Raw genomic sequence first — 17,550 nt, forward strand, 5'->3', positions numbered from 1 at the left:
TCAGCGGCTACGGCGCCGGCTTGCGCGCTCAGCAGCATTCTGAAGGGCGCGGTTTAAGTCGACGATCAAACGTACGGCGGGAGCCCATTTGTTGTCCAACAGCAGTGTGTCCGAACGGACCAACCCATTCAGAGCGACGAGGACATTCGCAACCGCCCGGGGTGATCCGCAAACCTGTCGGACGCACTCGGTGATGTCGTGCCCTTCATCGATGGTCCGAATCATCTCAACCGTCTCCACGACAGTACGGTCGACAATTCGCACGTGAAATGCCTCGGGTTTACGAGCCCGTCTGTCGTCGTACGGTGCTTTGCGGCAGCCAGGTCCACAAAAGACGCGCGGTCGTCCGGTGCCCGCGGCCGGCGGCAGCGCAACGCCACACCGGACGCATTGGGTCGAGGTCATCCGTCGGATGGTGACTTTCTGCAGGTCGCTCATACTCAGGAGGAGCGCCAGGCTGCACAGTTTCGTCACCGACGCGAACTTCAGGTGCTTGCCGAAACGGTAAGCCGTGGGGCCTTTGCCGTGCACCCGCCAGTCGTAGACCGTGGAGATGGGGATGCCCGGGTAAGCGGCCAGCTCGGCAACGTCCATCAGGGGTTCGAGCCCCCAGTCGTCGGTGGGATGGGAGGTTAGCTTGTCGTCGTGGATACTCATGCCCAGAAGGTGTGCACGTCGATCCCGGACAATCGGGAGGTACCGAAACCGACGTCGGCGACTCGCACGAGAAGGCCGAATCACCGGCTCTGGCACTCTGAAAGTGATGGGTAGTGATGGGAACATCAAATCTTCAACCTAAAAAGTACTGGAAACTCTTGAGTTTCCGGGACCTTTGGTGGGCTGTTCACGTAACCCAGCAGGGCGCGGATCGAGAGAATACCGGGAAGTGTTTTTCCTCCACACTGCGCGCGGTTTTTCTCCAGTTCGCAGAAATCAGCACTCACCGCTTGGTCGGGATTTAGGTGACCGCGGCGCGTAGCGCGGCCCTGCGCGGCCTCCTAAACTGCCAGTAGTCACAGCGCTGTGTGTGGATGTCCTTGAGCGGTAGCAACAAATCGTCGATGATGCGGCCTCCCACGGACGGAGGCCTCGCGAGTGGAAGCTGCCTCGTGCTTGAGCCGGCGACCGTAGCTGCGCAGGAGCAAGCGTTCGCCGCGACGGTGCTGCAGATCCAGGGCGACACCGTTGTGCTGGACGTCACGGAGCGCTTCGGCGGCGACGTCGCTGACCGCGTCGAGGTGGCGCAGGTCGATGCCATGACTTCAGACTTCTCGGGTGTACCCTTCGGGGCCGGCCAGAGCTATCTCGTCGGCGCAGTCGATGGAACGATCACCGGGTGCGGCGTCACCGGGGCCGACAGTGCCGAGCTCCGCGCGATCTACGACGCAGCGTTCCCCGGCTGATCTACGCCCGCGAGAGCGGCTGGGGGCAACAGTGCGTGGAATCGTCCCATCTGGCATCTCGCTGCCGCGCCGCACACTGCGGCTCTGCCTGGCCGAGGAGCTGCGGCGTTTGAATCCCGACGGGGTCTTCGGCAAAACTGTTCGCAGCCTCGGCACCTCTACGGTGCATGGGAAAGCCAGGTAGAGTCAAGCGGCAGGCCACAGGAACGCGAGCGTTCCGCACTGATCGCCGTATAACGAGGGACCGCCCAGGGCCCGACGACGGGAAATACCAGCGCGTCAATTAGATTGGCGCTGGTGCCCCCACTCACCGGATTCTAGAAAGGAACCCCAAAACATGGTCCATAGAGTACGAGCAGTCATCGCCAGGGAAAAGGACGCCCCGGTGTCACTGGTGACCATCCTGGTGCCGGACCCCGGTCCCGGCGAGGCCCTGGTGGACATCATCACCTGCGGAGTCTGCCACACCGACCTGCACTACAAACAGGGCGGCATCGGTGATGACTTCCCGTACCTGCTCGGCCATGAGGCCACCGGCGTGGTCAGTGCCGTGGGCCCTGACGTCACCCAGGTGGCACCGGGTGACCGGGTCATCCTCAACTGGCGCGCTGTCTGCGGGCAGTGCCGCGCTTGCGCCAAGGGCCAGCCGCAGTACTGCTTCAACACCCACACCGCTACGCAGAAGATGACGCTCGAGGATGGCACCGAGCTATCGCCCGCGCTCGGGATCGGTGCCTTTGCCGAAAAGACCCTAGTGGCGGCCGGTCAGTGCACCAAAGTCGATCCCGAAGCGGATGCCGCTGCCGTCGGATTGCTCGGCTGCGGCGTGATGGCTGGCATCGGCGCCGCGATCAACACCGGTCAGGTCAAGCCGGGCGAGTCCGTTGCCGTAATCGGTTGCGGCGGCGTGGGTATCGCCGCGATTGCCGGCGCGAAGCTCGCCGGCGCCACAACCATCATCGCGGTGGACATCGACGACAACAAGATCGCGATGGCCAGGTCGCTCGGCGCCACCCACGGGGTCAACTCCAAGGAGCACGACGCCGTCGACGCGATTCGCGCCCTGACCAACGGCAACGGAGCGGACGTGGTGATCGACGCGGTCGGCCGCCCCGAAACGTATAAGCAGGCGTTCTACGCCCGTGACCTCGCCGGCCGGGTGGTCCTGGTGGGCGTGCCCGCACCGGACATGAAAATCGAACTGCCGCTGCTGGACGTCTTCGGCCGCGGTGGGTCCCTGAAATCCTCGTGGTACGGCGACTGCCTGCCCTCCCGCGACTTTCCCATGCTCGTGGCCCACTACAAGCAGGGCAATCTCAACCTCGACGCCTTCGTCTCCGAGCGCATCACGATCGACCAGGTGGAAGAAGCCTTCGTCAAGATGCACGAGGGCACGGTCCTCCGCTCGGTCGTGGAGCTCTAATGGCCGTCACGATTGAAAACTTGGTCACCTCGGGAACCTTTTCGCTCGACGGCGGCACGTGGGAAGTCGACAACAACGTCTGGATCGTCGGCAACGACGAGGAATGCGTGATCATCGACTCTCCGCACGACGCCGCGGCGATCATTCGCCAGGTGCGGGGGCGCAAGGTGCTCGCCATTCTGCTCACCCACGCACACAATGACCACATCGGCGCGGCGCGGCAAGTCGCGCAGGCGGTGGGCGCTGCCATCTACCTGAACTCGGAGGACCTGATTCTCTGGGATCAGGTGTACCCCGATGTGCAGCCTGACCGGCAGCACATCGACGGGGACCTGTTCGAGGTCGGCGGGACCACGCTGCGGGCTATCCACACGCCGGGACACTCGCCGGGGTCAACCTGCTTCTATCTCGAGAGTGAAAAAACGGTCTTCACGGGGGACACGCTGTTCCACGGCGGCCCGGGTGCAACGGGGCGGTCCTACAGCGATTACCCCACCATCCTGGCCTCAATTCGGGAACGCCTGCTGACCCTGCCGGCCGACACGGTGGTGCGCACCGGCCATGGCGACAACACCAGCATTGCGGCCGAAAAAGAAACGCTCGCGAAGATTTCTCAGTAGTATCCCACCGCGGCCGGGCCGGCCACGGGCGGAACGCGCGCTCACGGCATCCGCTGCCCGCACCGACGAAGGGCCGTACTCATGGTGTGAGTACGGCCATTCGTCGGTGCGGCTGCAGTTACCTCGAGGCCAGGATGTCTGTTTCCTTGTGGTGCATCCAGTCCTTGAACAGCTGGGTGACCGCGCCCAGGTTGAAGGGCGGGTAATCCGTGGCGGCGATGAGCTCCCGCAGGTAGTCCGTCTGAAAGTCGGCCTCGGAATTGTGATCCGGCAGCGCGGCCAGGCGCTCAAGCCTGAGCTGGATGTTCGCCTCGCGCTCCGCCAGGGGTGGCACGGTGATCACTTCGGTCATGACGTCGCGGGCGTACCAGGCCTGCGCGTCAAACATGTTGAACGCGTAGAACTGGTCTTGGGTACCCAGGTAGAACAGGTTGGTGTTCTGCTGCCACACCACTCCCTTCTAGAGGTTGGCCGGGTGCAGCACATTGGCGTCGTGCGGTAGCTGAATGTGATGGACGCGGCGCCCATCGTGTGGGCCTGCATGCCGATACCCTCAGCGGAATAGCTACTGTCGATCATGAGCAGGTTCTTGCCGTAGAACCGCTCGGCTCCGCGAAAGTCGTGGGCGTGCAACACTTCGCCGGGGAAGGACTTGATGCCCTTAGACTCGGGAACGGTCGGTACGGAGAAGTGGCCGGTGGCGACCACGAGCTTGTCGAAGACGTGGGTCTCGATGATGTTGGTCTTGAGGTTCTCGACCGTCCGGGTGAATTCCTGGGTGTCCTCGTTGTAGCTGGTGCTTTGAGTTCTCCGGCGATGTGCCGAGGTTGCCGCTCGTCCTGGTCGGTGCCGTAGCGTAAGCCCCTTAATGCAAGAAAATGCCCCGAGTCGATCTGGTCTTGGGCTGTTCCCCAGTTGCTTTTAGCGGTTCTGGCTGTTTCCCGCGACGAGTTGCGTCAGTAGGCGGATGAGCTCTCGGCTTTCCTTCGGTGACAGATGGGAGGTCATCTCGGCCTCCGCCTCACGGATTAGAGGGAGCAGCTCTCGCACGAGGGAGCGTCCGCGCTTGGAGAGAAAAGCCAGCACTCGGCGCCGATCTGCGGAGTCGACGTTGCGATAGCACAGCGTCGACTCGATAAGTTGATCGACCACTCGCGTCAGCGTTGGCCCCGTGATATTCGTCGCGGCCGCCAACTCGGCCATCGGTGACGCCGTGTGGTCGAAGAGATATGACAGTACGCGCCACTGGTCGAGGCTGATCCCATGTTCTCGGAGCCGGCGTTCGATCTGCCCCGAAAGCAGCTGGTTTGCTTGAGAAACCAGCTGTATGTTCGGTCCGTCCACGGGTAGGGTCGCGCCCTCGGAGGGTGACGCTTGCACTTTCGTCCTTTCCACGCCGGAACTATCAACAATAGAATGCTGTTGATAAATTCTAAGTCGAAGTAATCCATTTGCATGCGAACAAGGGTGTTCTCTTGGCAAACTATAAGCGCCGACACCGACACAACGCTCCGGTCCCCGATGACACGATACGAATCGGGTTGGCCGTTCCGCTGCAGGGGCCGGCCGGTATATTCGGGCCGTCCTGCGAGGCCATAGTCGAGTTGTGCGTTTCTGAGCTGAACGAGACGGGGCTGCTCGGCCGTCGAGTAGAGATTGAGACCATCGATGCGGGGGCACCGCCCCCGGAGATCGCCCAGACAGTGGCGAGCCTGATCGATCGCGGGCGTATCCAAGCGCTGACGGGCTGGCACATCTCATCCGTGAGAAGTCATCTCGTCCCTGTTGTGGCGGGCCGTATCCCCTACGTCTACACCTCCTTGTACGAGGGCGGGGAACGTCATCCCGGAGTCTTCTGCTCGGGGGAGACTCCCACGATGCAGATCGCGCCCGCCCTGTCCTGGCTGCGCGACCAGCTTGGCGTGCGTCGCTGGTTCATCGTGGGTGATGACTATGTGTGGCCGCGTCGTTCAGCGACCGCGGCGATGAGCTACGCGAGGGCGCTGGGGTTGCAGGTGGTCGGCTCGCAGTTCGTTCAATTCGGCACGGAGGACTTCTCGTCCCTGATCAGGCGGCTCAGCCGTTCCGGGGCAGACGGCGTGCTCATGTTCCTAGTAGGGCAAGATGCCGTTGCTTTTAATCGCGCCTTCGCACGCGAACACATGGAGCACCGTGTCATCCGCTTTTCACCGCTCATGGAGGAGAACATGCTGATCGCGTCCGGCCCCAGTGCGATCGACGACATGTATGTCTCCGCTGGCTACTTTCGCTCGCTGTCGACGGCAGGCTCGCTCGATCTCGTCGGCGAGTACACCGACAACTTCGGAGCGGATGCGCCTCCGCTGAACAATCAGGCGGAGTCCTGCTACGAGGGCATCGCCGTTTTGGCGAACCTGATTCGTGCCGCGCAGTGCCTGGACGTGTATTGCCTGACCGCGGTGTCGGAGGGGGTCGGTTACGACGGTCCACGGGGAGCCGTCGAGTTGAGGCGCGGCCATCTTCAGCAGAAGGTGCACTTGGCGCGGGCCACCGTGGCAGACTTCGACGTGATCACGACCCTGTGAGAGGGCCGCGACTACATCGAGCGGATGGTACGGCGCCGATCCATCCGGTCTTGTGCGGATTCGGCCTCCCGTCGATTCGCTCAGGAGGAGGCGACGGCCACCTGTCCTCGGTCGGTGTAGATCGGTCCGTCACCGTGAGGACGCACATCGAAATCGAAGATCTCGGTCGGCAGGAACACCGAGCAAGCCGCATTCGGTATGTCGACGACGCCGCCGATGCGACCCTCGATGGGGGACGTGCCGAGGATCAGGTACGCCTGCTCTCCGGTGTAACCCCACTTGGTCAGGTATTTGATCGCGTTCAGACAGGCGTTGCGGTAGGCCTCGGTGGCGTCCATGTACAGGTTTGTGTTGTCGCGGTGATCGACCGAGATCCCCACGAATGTCAGCCACTCAGAGTAGAGCGGCGCGACGCGCCCCGGCATGAAGACTGGGTTCCTGTGGATACCGTACTTCTCCATTCCTCCCTTGATGAGGTCGACGCGCATATCGATGTAGCCACCCATTTCGATGGCACCACAAAAATTGATCTCGCCGTCGCCCTGGCTGAAGTGCAGGTCGCCGCCCGAGAGCAGCGCACCGTCAACGAAGACCGGGTAGAAGATCCTGCTGCCCCGCGAGAGGTTCTTGATGTCCATGTTGCCACCGTGCTCTCGGGGAGGAACGGTGCGCGCACCCTCGCTGGCGATGCGGTCGGCCACGGCTCCGCTTGCCGTGCCTGCGAGCGTGCCGCGGACCGTGGGTGGCAGTGCGAGTGCGGGAACACGGTGCGGGTCGGTGTCGATCAGCGCCTGCTCGCGACGGTTCCAGCTCGCCAGCAGATCGGGCGAGGGGGCCGTGCCGAAGAGTCCGGGGTGCGCGATGCCGGTGTACTTCACCCCGGGAACGTGACGCGATGTGCAGTTTTGCCCACTGAAATCCCAGATGGCTTTGTAGGCCTCGGGGTAATAGTCGGTCAGGAACCCGCCACCGTTGACCTTCGCGAAGATACCCGAGTAGCCCCATCCTTCGCCGCAGTTTTTGCCGACGGTCTGTGGAACCGGACCGATATCGAGGATGTCGACAACGAGTAGATCGCCCGGCTCTGCCCCTTCGATTCTGATTGGTCCGGAAAGCATGTGGCAGGGGTCGAGGTCGACATGGCGAACATCGTCCGCTGAGTCGTTGTTGCCGATCTGGCCGTCCGTCCACTCCTTGCACTCGATGCGGAACTCGGCACCGGGTTTGACGGTCGCCGCCGCAGGAATGTCTGGATGCCAACGGTTGTGACCGGGAACGGCTTGCTGTGCCATGGGAAGGTTCTGATCGACGCTGAAAATGACTTCTGGCATGAGTAGTCCTTAGCTGAGTATCGAGTGAATGTGCTGGTGACGTGCCGTCAGTTCTTGGGGAGTCGTGGATATCGCGGGTCGCGAACCGGCCCGACCGACGCCCGTCTCGCGGACGGTACCGAGCGGACGACCTCGGGTACTTCACTGCTTCGCCCGGCCTGAGTGAAGGCGTAGTCCAGTGCGCGTGAGCGAGACCCAAAATTAGGAGCCGTGAATACCCGAGCCGCCATCTGGCGGCAATTCGGGCAGGAAGTATCGGAGGTATTTCCGGTAAGGGAGAGATCGGCGTCGAACTCTCCGCAATCGGGACAGCGAAATGAGTAAAGAGGGATAATTATCTCCTTTCCTTTTATTCAGTTTATATTCATTTGGAAGTAAATGTCCATCGTGATACGCGATCGGATGAAGCCGGTCCCATGGTCATTCAGGAGTCCGGTCGATACGGCTGAAGGGCAGCTCCGAAGGCACCCGGTTTCTTAAAGCGATGTATAATATTTTTATTTGAAAGTATTTTACGTCAATTGAGTCTCAATGTAGAGTCCCGATCGATCCGCGCCGATGTCTCCAACCGCCCGGATCTCACGGCACAACACTTCAAGGAGTTCTTATGCTGAAGGTACGTCCCGACTTTTCTCGAAAACGTCTGATCGCGCGGATCGAAGGCGCGTCATGACAGATCAACAGCAAAGTTCGCCATCCGCTACCGCCGTCGTTGTGACGGCGAGCGGTGTGCCGCTCGCCGTCATCGGTTTCGGCTTCGCGATCATCACCCTGTCTCTCTTCAACGTGGGCGCGCTCGCCGCCGGGGCTTTCTCCTTCTTTCCTATAGTGGCGATGGGAACCGGGGGGTTGGCAATGCTCATCGGTGGCATCTGGGAGGCTCGCTCGGCGAACGTCTTCGGTGCGACCTTCGGGGTGGCGTACGCCTGCTTCTTGCTGACGACAGGGGCCTTGCTGCAGTTCTTTGCTCCGGGTATCCGCGAAGCCGCAGGCGAGGTCGTGTTTAATCAGGCCTTCGCCGCTTATCTGCTCATCTGGACCGTGTTCACGGCGGTGATGACGATCGGCTCTTTCTATGTCAACCTTCCCGCCCTTCTCGCCTTCGCGCTGCTGACCATCGTCTATCTTCTTGTCGGGCTCTCGAACCTCGTCACTGGTGATGCCTCCGTTATCCTGACGAGGATCGCCGGCTGGGCGGGGCTGCTCGACGGCGTGGCAGCCTGGTACCTGGGCCTTGGCATCCTCTTGAATGTCATAAGTGGCAAAACCTTGATGCCGATGCGGCCGTACGTCCCCCACGCAGTATCGAATAGGAGAAAAGCATGACTACGGAATATGAAACCTTCGAGCTCGGGGACATCCTCCTGCAATCGGGAATGACGCTTCGAAACGCCAAGCTCGCCTACAAGACCTTCGGGACACTCGATGCCGATAAAAGCAATGCAATCCTCTTTCCCACCTGGTATTCGAGCTTCATCAGTGAGAATCAATGGCTCATCGGCGAGGGGATGGGCCTCGACCCGGCGAAATACTTCATCATCGTGCCCGCCCTGTTCGGAAACGGCCAGTCCTCCTCGCCGAGCAATACGCCGGAGCCCAGCAACGGCCCACGTTTTCCCAACGTCACGATGAGCGACAATGTGAGCTGCCAGCACCGGCTGGTCACCGAGCACTTCGGCATCGAGCACCTGCGTTTGGTGCTTGGCTGGTCCATGGGTGCAGGGCAGGCCTGGCAGTGGGGAGTGCAGTATCCCGAGATGATGGATGCGCTCCTTCCGTTCTGCGGCTCCTCGAAGACGGCGCCGCACAATGTCGTCTTTCTGGAGGGCGTCAAAGGTGCTTTAACGGCAGATGCGGCCTGGGACAACGGTTGGTACGACAAGCAGCCGAAAACGGGGCTCCGTGCGGCGGCCCGCGTCTACGCAGGCTGGGGATTCTCGCAGGCGTTTTACTGGAACGAGGAATGGCGCCAGTTGGGATATACCTCCCTGGAGGACTTTCTCGTCTCCTATTGGGAGGGGTTCTTCCTCGGTGGACGCGACGCTAACAATCTTCTGACCGAGCTGTGGACGTGGCAACACGCCGATGTCGGGCTCACCCCGGGCTACGACGGAGACACGAAGAAAGCCTTGGGTGCGATCACGGCACGGATCATCCAGATGCCCGGCATCAAGGATCTGTACTTCCCCCCGGAGGATGAGGATTGGGCCGCGCAGCACATCGCGAACAGCGAAGTGCGCCCGATCCCGAGCACCTGGGGCCATTTCGCCGGAATCGGAGCGAACCCCGTCGACACCGAGTTCATCGATAAGGCAGTGAAGGAACTGCTCGGCGACTAACTCGTACCGCCGGGCAGCCCGGCGAACGCAGATGCGGCCTCACACCATTCGCTGTGAGGCCGCATCTTTTCGAACGCGTGGGCTGATTCCCTTCGTGATGCTCCTGCGGCTGTCAATTGATGTTGGGTTTCCTTTCTCTCGTGGAGCCAGTCCCTGAATTGGGTAGCGAGGGTATCGTCTCGGTTGAGTCCTCGTTCGAATCGGGAGAGAGTGCCGGGCCAAGTGTTGAAGTGGTGGAGCGTCGCGGAGGGTGATGTGGAGCTCCTGGCGCGTCCTGCGTAGGTTGGTGATTGAGTGCGGTTTTTGCGGGTCGGTTGGCTCACGGTAGAGTTCCCGGAAAATGTATCGTTTTAGGCAGCGCATGATTACCTTCTTGGTCTTGCATGGAGTCGCCAGGGAGACGGCGTGGGCTGCTTCCTTCGGGTAGAATCGCGGCCGCGCAAAAGTGCCGAAGCGGGTGGCGACGTCGACGATGAAATTCGGGGAATCTGCGTCAAGTTGAGTAAAAAAGGACGAGTCGGCTATCCGTAAAAACAAATGCGCATGACCAATTACCACTCGTCATAATCGACAGCATCGGCGTGCGTTGTGACAAGTTGCAGGCGATATTCCACCTTGAGCTATCGCTATGCCGAACTCTAACGCCACAGATAGACCGAGGAGCCCGTGTCTAAGTCAGAATGATGGCTCATATTCGTCGTGCGGCGGCCGGAGTCGCTCCCGGTAGATTTCGGTTGGATTGCGCGACATACCGCCTCGTTCCACTGCGACATGAGCCTAGACAGAAACCGAACGCGAGACCTGTCGCGGGTCTTGCCGGTTCTCTAAAATGTGTGTAGTCGAGCTTTCGCAACGCGTGACCATCCCGGGGGGGGGCGGCAGCGGAACATCGATTGTGAGAAAGCCGGGAGAATATCTGGGGTTGATAGCCATGCCCGGGCAAAGCACCACCTGCTGGATGATCGCCAGACTCTTGACTGCGCCGTGGTTCGCGGGTACTTTGCTGGAGCGCTCTGAACGCGCTAGCCGGGCTGCCTACCCATGCGCGGGGTCAGGCGGGGTCGACGCGAGCAGGGAACGCTGCCTCGGCCCCACGCCGCCTAGCGTCGTCGTCGACGACGAACTGCACAAAATCCTCGTCGCGGTCGCCTATGACGACGTCTTCGACTGTGTCTGGGGGCGGTTCTCCTGGCCAGACAGTCTGGCGAGTAGGCCGGTCGCGTTCCAAGCGTATCCCTGAGTCGCCACCCAGTCGCGGAGCTGCTTGCGGGCGTCGGCGTAGTCGCGGTGCCAGCCGAGCGGGGCCGAGCCGTGCTGGTCGGGGTCGTAGGCGCCGGGCCGGTGCAGGTGCAGCGCAGAGAGTTCCCAGACGAGTTCGGGGTGTCGATGCCAGAACGGTGGCACGACGGTTGCTGGCAGCCCGTAGGTGCGTTGCAGCCAGTTCACCCACCGGTTGCGTTCGATCCATTCAGCCTCAGCGTCGTGGGCATTGAGGAGGTTCCAGTTGATTTGATGCAGCGGTTCCGCGGTGAGCGGCCCGTCGAGGTTGTCCAGCGAGCTCTCTCCGAACGCGTCATTGTGATTGCCGAACACTTCCTCGACCTAGGATTTTGCCATTGCAACCATCACATCCGAAAACGGATAAGCCGGCGTGAGGCGCTTCCGCCTCGTGCAGAATCGCATTCTGCGTCGCCGGCGCATCCCGTTCGGTGCCGGGAGTTCACCGCTGGGCCGCCCGATCCACCTGATAGTTCGTGCGCGCGAGGTCCTGGCCGATCCTCTTGGCGACGACGATAGGTTGTCCCTGTTTGATTCTCACGTGAGCGCGCTGGTCCGAGGTAATTGCGCGCGGCGTGCCACGTGCAATGAAGGAGGACGTGCGGCTTCACGACCGTGCCCGGCCGACGACCGTTCGGATATCGTTGATGACGATCGTTTCGGGTACTGGCACGCGCCGTCTCTCGGATTGACGATGTCGGGTCGACGCTCAGTGTTACGTCACTCCGGAGGAAATGGGCAAATCAACCGGCAAATCAAATGGACACGAAAAAGTCCCGGTAGATCTCGCGATCTACCGGGACTTTTTCGTTTGGTCGGGCTGACAGGATTCGAACCTGCGACCCCTTGACCCCCAGTCAAGTGCGCTACCAAGCTGCGCCACAGCCCGCTGCTTCCACAACGCGATTTCAAGATTCGAAACCTGCGGAAGACAACTGTAAGAGCTTACCGCTTTCTAAGAGGACCCAAGAACACCTGGCTGGCGATCACCCCGCGGGTGAACCCGGTCGCCATGGCGGGGTTGTCCTTCCCTGGTGGCGTCAAAATACCGTGGCGGCTATCAGACCGTCAAATAGCTTGACGGTAATAACGCCGTCAGATTACATGAAGGTAATAAGACCGTCAGGAGGCGATTATGGTGGCAGCACGAGGAGAAGTGAAAAGCATCGAGGCTCTCGGTCATATGCTGCAGCGAGGGCGCCTGGTTAGCGGGCTCACGCAACGACAGCTCGCTGGCAAGCTCGAGACCGACCAGAAATATGTCTGGGCTGTGGAGTCGGGCAAGAACACCATCATTCTCGAGTGCATTTTCGCGATCATGCGAGAGACCGGAGTGCGGATGTATATGAAGATCGACTTCCCATCCGATGATTCTGTCGCCGACGTCAAGGACGAACCCCGTGGCTGACCTGCGGGTCGAGCTCTACGGTGAGCTGGTCGGGCATCTAGTCGGGCACGATCGCAGCGAGTTCGATTTCGTCGCCAGCAGAAACGCGATTGACACTTTTGGGCTCGGCAGTAAAGTCCTCTCCGAGTCGGTGCCCTCGACATCCACGCGAATCGCAATCGGGCTGCACGTCGCCGAAATTTCTTTGCCGAGTTGCTTCACGAGGGGCAGCACTCGACAATCTCACCGCCGAGGTCCGAGGTCCGAGTTTCGACCGGCGACGTTGCTGCGGACGTTCAGGTCAGGGTCTCACAGGCCGTGAGAAACCACGACCTGCACGGCAAGAACATCAGCATGTTGCACATGCCCAATGGCACCACGTGGATCGCCCCGGCCTACGATGCTGTGCCGCAAACTCACCTCGACAGCGGCGGCAAAATGGCGCTGGCCATCAATCATAAGTATCTGCACGCCGCACTCACGATTGACGATCTCGTTGCAGAAGGCGAGGCCTGGAAGGTGCGGTCACCGCGAGCGGTCATCACCTCAGCGCTCGAGGCTGTTGACCTGTTCGTTCGCACGGAAAACTTCGTCGAGAACGCTTGCGCAGGGCTGCAGCACGACGTCTCCAGGTTCACCAGAAATCTGCTCGATGGCCGCGCGACCGGCGACGGCGAGTAGTTCGTGCACAACCAAGCTGCTCGCTAGGCTGAACGGCATCATGCATATTCGAGACATTGGCGTATCGCCGCTCAAGGGTGGCCGCCACCAGCCACGGGAGAACGTTCTGCTCGCGGTTGACGGTCCAATCGGCGACCGCGACTTCGCGGTCGTCGATCGGGATGCCGGCACAATTCTAAAGACGGTTGAGCATCCGCTTCTGGTGACGTGTGAGGCACAGTGGGTTGACGGGGTGCTTGCCGTCAAGCTCGATGGCCGCCGCGTTGCTGCGGAACCCGAAATGACGGGCGAGTATCTCGACCTGGACTACTGGGGTCGATCCACCGCCATGCACGTGGTCGCGGGGCCGTGGGCGCGAGAATTCTCGCAGCTGCTGGGGCGCAGCGTCATCCTCACGCGCAGCGTGACAGCGGGAGCCGTGGTGTACGGCGATTCCGTCACGATCAGCACGACGAGCTCGCTTGCCCGGCTGGCCGCCGAATCCGGGATCGCGGTCGATCCGCGCCGGTTCCGTTCCACCTTCACGATTGATACCGGCGACGCCGACGCGCACGTCGAAGACTCCTGGGCTGGGCGTGAACTCGAGCTGGGGGGAGCCCGACTCCTCGTGAAGGGTGGCATTCCCCGGTGCGCGGTCATCGATATCGACCCCGACACCGGTGCTCGCGGAACACGCCTGCTGAAAACTCTCGCCGGCTACCGGCTGCAGGCCAGCGACATTATGTTCGGCGTTTACGCCGAGGTGATCCGCCCTGGAACAGTGTCTGTCGCAGACGGCGTGCGGCTATCGACAGTGTCACCCCGCTGAATTCAGTCAGCACTCTGAGCGCACGGCAATCATCGCCCGCCTTCTTCAGTCGCTCGTCGGTCAGCTGGTAGCTCACTGCCGCACCGGAATCACCGGCGGTCGTCTCACCTCACGGCACGTATCCGAGAAGCCGGCACGTGTTCCAACCAGTGCCACGGGGGCAAACACGTGCCGCGAGGAGGCGACAAGGAGAGACGGCGCGGTTTAGCGGCGGATTTCTGCGTCGGCGCGCAGCCGGATCAGCCGCTGCGGGCCATCCTCTTTCAGCTCGGCTAGGTCGCTGCGCGAGGAGAGAAAGTCGGTGAAGGAACGAAAACCGAGCGGCTTCTCATTGAAGGACGGGTCCATGCGGCGCATCTGGTTCTTGATCGTGCCCGTGTTGAGCCACTCGTCGGCATCGCCCTTGGCGTGACCGATCTGCAGCGCTCGCACCAGGAGCTCTGTGGCCAGAGTCTGTGGGTCAATGTCGTCGCCGGCCTCAGGCTCGTCTAACTGCGCGTCCTCGGTGTGCGAGAACATGGGATTAGTGGCGAACAGACGGGCCTGGATGGGTGCCGGGTCGGGCACGGTCTCGGCGGGTTCCGGAGCCTTTCTGCTGGCCTTGGGCCTGCCAGCGGCGGCTGTCGCGGTGGCGTTGTCGATTCCGGGTAGCGAGTCGTAGTCCTCGAACTCGTCGCATGCCGCCGCCAGCGACGTGCTGGTCGACCCCGCGACACCGATGCCCACCACGAAACGACCCAGCCGCTTCGATTTCTGGGCCAAGGCGATGTAGTCGGAATCGCCAGCGATGATGATGACGTGGGTCAAATCGGGCAGCCGAAAGAGGTCTTCGACCACGTCGACGGCCAAACGGATGTCCGCACCGTTCTTGGTTCCGCGGGTGGTGGTGGTGAACAGCTGAGTCAGGTCCACAGCGCGCGACATGAGCTGGCGCTGGTAACTCGCGTTGACGGGAACGGACCAATCGGCGTAGGCACGATTGACGACCAGGGTGCCAAATGACGCCGCAAAGTCGATGATCGCGTTGAAGTCCACCGTCGCGGCGGTGAGGCGCGCGGCGATCTCGGGGTCGGCATCCGCACTCGACTTATTGAAATTGCGGATGCCGTCGCGCTGAAACGCATTGCGCCCGTGCAGCTGCTGATACCGCGAGATGACGATGTTGTCGAAGTCGATATAGAGGCCGACGCGCGCATCGTTGGGTTCAGTCATGGTGAGCTCCTTAGCCACAGGCGGAAGACTCAGTTGCGATCCGGTGTGTACAGTCTGCGCCGACCGGCGGGCAGAGGGCAACTCGGTGCGTGGTCGCGCCGCTGACATTGTTAGACGCTGCCTCGCCCAATCGCGTGCCACGGCGAGGCGTCTTCCGAGGTTTGCTAGGCCGGAGATTGAGGATCTCCGTCCTCACCGTAACAGTGGGTTAGGGAGCGATCTGCTTGACCGGGCGCATCAGGATCTCCTGGATGAGCACGTTGGCCGGCTGCGCGAAAGCGAAGACCAGGGCCTGGGCTACGTCTTCGGACTGCATCGCTTCTAGCTGGGTGCGGCGGGTCAGGAGAGCGTCGCTGACGTTCTCGCCGAACTCGGTCCACACGGCGCCCGGTTCGAGAACCGAGACTCGGATTCCCTCCTCGCCGAGTTCTTTGCGCAGGGCATCGTGAAAGCCGACGACGGCGTACTTCGTCGCGCTGTAGACCGACCAGGTGGCTGCGCCGAATCGGCCGCCGACGCTCGAAACGGAGCAGATCATTGCACCGGCGCGACCACGCATGAGGGGGATGGCCGCCTGGGTGCAGTTCAGCACGCCATACAGGTTTGCATCGATCATTGCCTTCCAGTCGGCGGGGTCGCTGCTCTCAAATGGTGAACTGATGCCAAGGCCGGCGTTGTTGAAGAGCAGGTCTACTCCACCGAAACGGGTCTTGATCGTGGCGAACATCGCGGTAACGGCGGCGCTATCAGCCACATCGAGCTGCATCACCGTGGCGGAGTCGCCAAGTTCGGTGGCCAGCGCCTGCAAGCGCTCCACGCGTCGGGCGACCAGGATGACGTGTGCACCCTCTTCGACGAGGAGGCGTGCTGCCGCTTCACCGATTCCGCTAGAGGCTCCGGTGATGACGACGATTTTTGCGGTTAGGTCCTGCATTTTCATGGGTGTGGCTCTCATGCTCGTGATGAGGCAAGAAAGGCGACCCAGCGCTGATTCACGGGGTGGTGGAATCAAAGCACATGGCGCAGCACTACACCGGACAGGCGCTGGAGAACCCAGACTTGCGCGAATACTCAACTGTACAGTTGATGGCACCGGACCGTTCGTTTGCCCACAGAAATGGAATTTTCAATGCCGAGAAAATTCTCGACGGACTGGGGCGGGACCTCCGGAATCCACGCGAGCGCGCTCTCCGGCTACGACGGTGTGAAAGAACTCGCCGATGCTGCGCGCAAGTCGCGCGTAAGCGTTTCGGGCGACCCGGTCGCATCCGCTGCGGTTGTCTTGAAAATTGTGGATGCCGCCGAGCCGCCACTGCGCATCTTTTTTGGGGAAGCCCCGCTCAAAATTGCACAGACGGAGTACGCGTCGCGACTGGCCGTCTGGGAAAAATGGAACGCTTTGTCCATCGAAGCCCAGGGCTGAACGAAAGAACAATGAAGTAATGCAAATCTCGCAGTGGGCGTCGTCGGGGGGCCGCCGAAATCATAACGAGGGTCGGTGCCATGCGGGCTCCACAAGCACGTCAGCGACGCGGCCTTGCTCCGGAATTATCGGCAGCGATCGGGTCTACCCATAATTGAGCCAAGGCACCGGGCCAACGATCGGCGGGAGATACTGGAGGGATGGACGACAAAGATACCCTGGCTGATTTTCTCCGCTCGGCCCGGGCTCGACTCACGCCAGCCGATGTCGGGCTTCCAGTCAACCCGCTCGCGGCGGCCCGGCGAGTGCCGGGCCTTCGCCGTGACGAAGTGGCCGGGCTCGCCGGCGTGAGCGTGGACTACTACGCGCGCATGGAGCAGGGTCGGGTAACGCAGGCATCCGACGCAGTGGTCAATGCGCTCGCCGGGGTGCTGCACCTGAATGAGGCCGAGCGCAACTATCTGTTTTCGCTATTGTCGGCGTCGACCGGTGGGCGCACGCAACAGCGGCGTCGCACCCACACCGTTCGGCCGTCGGTGCGCACCATCATGGACTCCTTCGCCGCGCAGCCCGCGTTCGTGCTCGGCGTTGGCATGGACGTGCTGGCTATGAACGACCTCGCCAAGCTGCTGCTCAAGGACTTCACGCCCGGAGTGGGGCTCGGGCGCAGCATGGCCAGATGGACATTCCTCGACCCAGCGGCGCGCACCCTGTACTTGGACTGGGACATTGTGGCGTGCGACGTGGCAGCCATGCTCCGCCACGACGCGCGATCCCACCCCAACGACCGGGCACTCAACGAACTCATTGGCGAGTTGACCGTGAAAAGCGACGAATTTCGCGCCTGGTGGAGTCAACACCGGGTGTGGGAGTGCACGTTCGGAGTTAAGCGTTTCGTGCACCCGATCGTTGGCCGGGTTGACGTGGACTACGAAACCTTCCCGGTTCCGGGCGAACCCGACCAACAACTCTTTGTCTACAGCACGCAACCTGGGTCTGCCTCAAGCGACGCCCTGCGCATTTTGGCCTCGTGGCGAACCAATCAAACGGATGCCGCCGCGCTCGAGTCCATTCGCTAGCG

General features: G+C 61.7%; 19 protein-coding genes, 1 tRNA gene and 2 pseudogenes. 12 read left to right on the forward strand and 10 right to left on the reverse strand.

Annotated elements, in window-relative coordinates; translation table 11 throughout:
• The gene (locus tag CXY75_RS20380) at positions 1 to 657 is read right to left on the reverse strand and encodes a helix-turn-helix domain-containing protein (protein WP_233201732.1); all 657 of its coding nucleotides are present in this window, start codon (positions 655 to 657) and stop codon (positions 1 to 3) included.
• A gap of 404 nt (positions 658 to 1,061) precedes the next feature.
• On the opposite strand from CXY75_RS20380, the gene CXY75_RS04690 reads away from it, so the two are divergent.
• The 4 genes and pseudogenes from CXY75_RS04690 (at position 1,062) to CXY75_RS04705 (ending at position 3,446) form a co-directional block, all read left to right on the forward strand.
• A complete protein-coding gene (locus tag CXY75_RS04690) occupies positions 1,062 to 1,403 on the forward strand; it encodes a hypothetical protein (protein WP_146069370.1) in 342 nt (113 codons plus the stop codon).
• Between the two features lie 55 nt (positions 1,404 to 1,458).
• Positions 1,459 to 1,587 (forward strand): annotated as a pseudogene (locus CXY75_RS20385) (OpcA protein); the annotation flags it as partial.
• Positions 1,588 to 1,740: 153 nt separating this feature from the next.
• Positions 1,741 to 2,826 (forward strand): S-(hydroxymethyl)mycothiol dehydrogenase, encoded by a 1,086-nt coding sequence (locus tag CXY75_RS04700; protein WP_104081687.1) that lies wholly within the window; start codon positions 1,741 to 1,743, stop codon positions 2,824 to 2,826.
• Positions 2,826 to 3,446 (forward strand): MBL fold metallo-hydrolase, encoded by a 621-nt coding sequence (locus tag CXY75_RS04705; protein WP_104081688.1) that lies wholly within the window; start codon positions 2,826 to 2,828, stop codon positions 3,444 to 3,446. Before CXY75_RS04700 ends, CXY75_RS04705 begins: the two co-directional genes overlap by 1 nt.
• Positions 3,447 to 3,564: 118 nt before the next feature.
• Here the strand turns inward: CXY75_RS04705 and CXY75_RS20390 are convergent, their stop codons facing one another.
• The 3 genes from CXY75_RS20390 to CXY75_RS19745 form a co-directional block, all read right to left on the reverse strand.
• On the reverse strand, positions 3,565 to 3,897 hold the full coding sequence (locus CXY75_RS20390; RefSeq protein ID WP_233201738.1) for a hypothetical protein: 333 nt from the start codon (positions 3,895 to 3,897) through the stop codon (positions 3,565 to 3,567).
• Positions 3,795 to 4,154: a hypothetical protein gene (locus CXY75_RS20395; protein WP_233201733.1), complete on the reverse strand. Its 360-nt coding sequence runs from the start codon at positions 4,152 to 4,154 to the stop codon at positions 3,795 to 3,797. The genes CXY75_RS20390 and CXY75_RS20395 overlap by 103 nt, the downstream gene beginning before the upstream one ends.
• A 213-nt stretch (positions 4,155 to 4,367) precedes the next feature.
• Positions 4,368 to 4,841 carry a MarR family winged helix-turn-helix transcriptional regulator gene (locus tag CXY75_RS19745; protein ID WP_158251123.1) on the reverse strand — a complete coding sequence of 158 codons (474 nt, stop codon included), beginning with the start codon at positions 4,839 to 4,841 and terminating at the stop codon, positions 4,368 to 4,370.
• A gap of 80 nt (positions 4,842 to 4,921) precedes the next feature.
• Here CXY75_RS19745 and CXY75_RS04720 point away from each other — a divergent pair, with 80 nt between their 5' ends.
• A complete protein-coding gene (locus tag CXY75_RS04720; protein ID WP_233201734.1) occupies positions 4,922 to 6,010 on the forward strand; it encodes a substrate-binding domain-containing protein in 1,089 nt (362 codons plus the stop codon).
• Positions 6,011 to 6,090: 80 nt separating this feature from the next.
• On the opposite strand, the gene fmdA is transcribed toward CXY75_RS04720, so the two are convergent.
• Positions 6,091 to 7,341: a formamidase gene (fmdA, locus tag CXY75_RS04725; RefSeq protein WP_104081689.1), complete on the reverse strand. Its 1,251-nt coding sequence runs from the start codon at positions 7,339 to 7,341 to the stop codon at positions 6,091 to 6,093.
• A 47-nt stretch (positions 7,342 to 7,388) separates the two neighbouring features.
• Positions 7,389 to 7,694 (reverse strand): FmdB family zinc ribbon protein, encoded by a 306-nt coding sequence (locus CXY75_RS20960; RefSeq protein WP_104081690.1) that lies wholly within the window; start codon positions 7,692 to 7,694, stop codon positions 7,389 to 7,391.
• 316 nt (positions 7,695 to 8,010) lie between these two features.
• Here CXY75_RS20960 and CXY75_RS04735 point away from each other — a divergent pair, with 316 nt between their 5' ends.
• Positions 8,011 to 8,667: an acetate uptake transporter family protein gene (locus CXY75_RS04735; protein WP_158251124.1), complete on the forward strand. Its 657-nt coding sequence runs from the start codon at positions 8,011 to 8,013 to the stop codon at positions 8,665 to 8,667.
• Positions 8,664 to 9,680 carry an alpha/beta fold hydrolase gene (locus tag CXY75_RS04740; protein ID WP_104081692.1) on the forward strand — a complete coding sequence of 339 codons (1,017 nt, stop codon included), beginning with the start codon at positions 8,664 to 8,666 and terminating at the stop codon, positions 9,678 to 9,680. The genes CXY75_RS04735 and CXY75_RS04740 overlap by 4 nt, the downstream gene beginning before the upstream one ends.
• A 1,051-nt stretch (positions 9,681 to 10,731) precedes the next feature.
• Here CXY75_RS04740 and CXY75_RS04745 read toward each other — a convergent pair.
• Both CXY75_RS04745 and CXY75_RS04750 read right to left on the reverse strand, forming a co-directional pair.
• A pseudogene (locus CXY75_RS04745) lies at positions 10,732 to 11,234 on the reverse strand (hypothetical protein).
• Between the two features lie 536 nt (positions 11,235 to 11,770).
• A tRNA-Pro gene (locus CXY75_RS04750) sits at positions 11,771 to 11,847 on the reverse strand.
• Between the two features lie 246 nt (positions 11,848 to 12,093).
• Here CXY75_RS04750 and CXY75_RS04755 point away from each other — a divergent pair.
• The 3 genes from CXY75_RS04755 (at position 12,094) to CXY75_RS04770 (ending at position 13,834) form a co-directional block, all read left to right on the forward strand.
• Positions 12,094 to 12,366, forward strand: coding sequence for a helix-turn-helix domain-containing protein (locus CXY75_RS04755; protein WP_233201735.1), 273 nt, complete (start codon positions 12,094 to 12,096; stop codon positions 12,364 to 12,366).
• A 297-nt stretch (positions 12,367 to 12,663) separates the two neighbouring features.
• Complete coding sequence (locus CXY75_RS04765) at positions 12,664 to 13,026, forward strand: HipA domain-containing protein (protein ID WP_104081694.1); 363 nt, start codon at positions 12,664 to 12,666, stop codon at positions 13,024 to 13,026.
• Between the two features lie 40 nt (positions 13,027 to 13,066).
• Positions 13,067 to 13,834: an MOSC domain-containing protein gene (locus CXY75_RS04770; protein ID WP_104081750.1), complete on the forward strand. Its 768-nt coding sequence runs from the start codon at positions 13,067 to 13,069 to the stop codon at positions 13,832 to 13,834.
• A 204-nt stretch (positions 13,835 to 14,038) separates the two neighbouring features.
• Here the strand turns inward: CXY75_RS04770 and CXY75_RS04775 are convergent, their stop codons facing one another.
• Positions 14,039 to 15,046: an NYN domain-containing protein gene (locus tag CXY75_RS04775; protein WP_104081695.1), complete on the reverse strand. Its 1,008-nt coding sequence runs from the start codon at positions 15,044 to 15,046 to the stop codon at positions 14,039 to 14,041.
• 208 nt (positions 15,047 to 15,254) lie between these two features.
• A complete protein-coding gene (locus CXY75_RS04780; protein ID WP_199182367.1) occupies positions 15,255 to 15,980 on the reverse strand; it encodes an SDR family oxidoreductase in 726 nt (241 codons plus the stop codon).
• A gap of 195 nt (positions 15,981 to 16,175) precedes the next feature.
• On the opposite strand from CXY75_RS04780, the gene CXY75_RS04785 reads away from it, so the two are divergent.
• A complete protein-coding gene (locus CXY75_RS04785; protein ID WP_104081697.1) occupies positions 16,176 to 16,469 on the forward strand; it encodes a hypothetical protein in 294 nt (97 codons plus the stop codon).
• A 200-nt stretch (positions 16,470 to 16,669) separates the two neighbouring features.
• The gene (locus CXY75_RS04790; RefSeq protein ID WP_104081698.1) at positions 16,670 to 17,548 is read left to right on the forward strand and encodes a helix-turn-helix transcriptional regulator; all 879 of its coding nucleotides are present in this window, start codon (positions 16,670 to 16,672) and stop codon (positions 17,546 to 17,548) included.
• Positions 17,549 to 17,550 lie beyond the last annotated feature (2 nt).

Source organism: Cryobacterium sp. Y11, from assembly GCF_002929535.1.
Classification (GTDB): Bacteria; Actinomycetota; Actinomycetes; order Actinomycetales; family Microbacteriaceae; genus Cryobacterium.

What these genes read in the sequence shown, in the direction of transcription:
- fmdA (WP_104081689.1), bottom strand. Translation starts at nt 7,341, where the DNA reads ATGCCAGAAGTCATTTTCAGCGTCGATCAGAACCTTCCCATGGCACAG.
- CXY75_RS04770 (WP_104081750.1), top strand. Translation starts at nt 13,067, where the DNA reads ATGCATATTCGAGACATTGGCGTATCGCCGCTCAAGGGTGGCCGCCAC.
- CXY75_RS04785 (WP_104081697.1), top strand. Translation starts at nt 16,176, where the DNA reads ATGCCGAGAAAATTCTCGACGGACTGGGGCGGGACCTCCGGAATCCAC.
- CXY75_RS20380 (WP_233201732.1), bottom strand. Translation starts at nt 657, where the DNA reads ATGAGTATCCACGACGACAAGCTAACCTCCCATCCCACCGACGACTGG.
- CXY75_RS04705 (WP_104081688.1), top strand. Translation starts at nt 2,826, where the DNA reads ATGGCCGTCACGATTGAAAACTTGGTCACCTCGGGAACCTTTTCGCTC.
- CXY75_RS04735 (WP_158251124.1), top strand. Translation starts at nt 8,011, where the DNA reads ATGACAGATCAACAGCAAAGTTCGCCATCCGCTACCGCCGTCGTTGTG.
- CXY75_RS04775 (WP_104081695.1), bottom strand. Translation starts at nt 15,046, where the DNA reads ATGACTGAACCCAACGATGCGCGCGTCGGCCTCTATATCGACTTCGAC.
- CXY75_RS04700 (WP_104081687.1), top strand. Translation starts at nt 1,741, where the DNA reads ATGGTCCATAGAGTACGAGCAGTCATCGCCAGGGAAAAGGACGCCCCG.
- CXY75_RS04740 (WP_104081692.1), top strand. Translation starts at nt 8,664, where the DNA reads ATGACTACGGAATATGAAACCTTCGAGCTCGGGGACATCCTCCTGCAA.
- CXY75_RS04755 (WP_233201735.1), top strand. Translation starts at nt 12,094, where the DNA reads ATGGTGGCAGCACGAGGAGAAGTGAAAAGCATCGAGGCTCTCGGTCAT.
- CXY75_RS04780 (WP_199182367.1), bottom strand. Translation starts at nt 15,980, where the DNA reads ATGCAGGACCTAACCGCAAAAATCGTCGTCATCACCGGAGCCTCTAGC.
- CXY75_RS04790 (WP_104081698.1), top strand. Translation starts at nt 16,670, where the DNA reads ATGGACGACAAAGATACCCTGGCTGATTTTCTCCGCTCGGCCCGGGCT.
- CXY75_RS04690 (WP_146069370.1), top strand. Translation starts at nt 1,062, where the DNA reads ATGATGCGGCCTCCCACGGACGGAGGCCTCGCGAGTGGAAGCTGCCTC.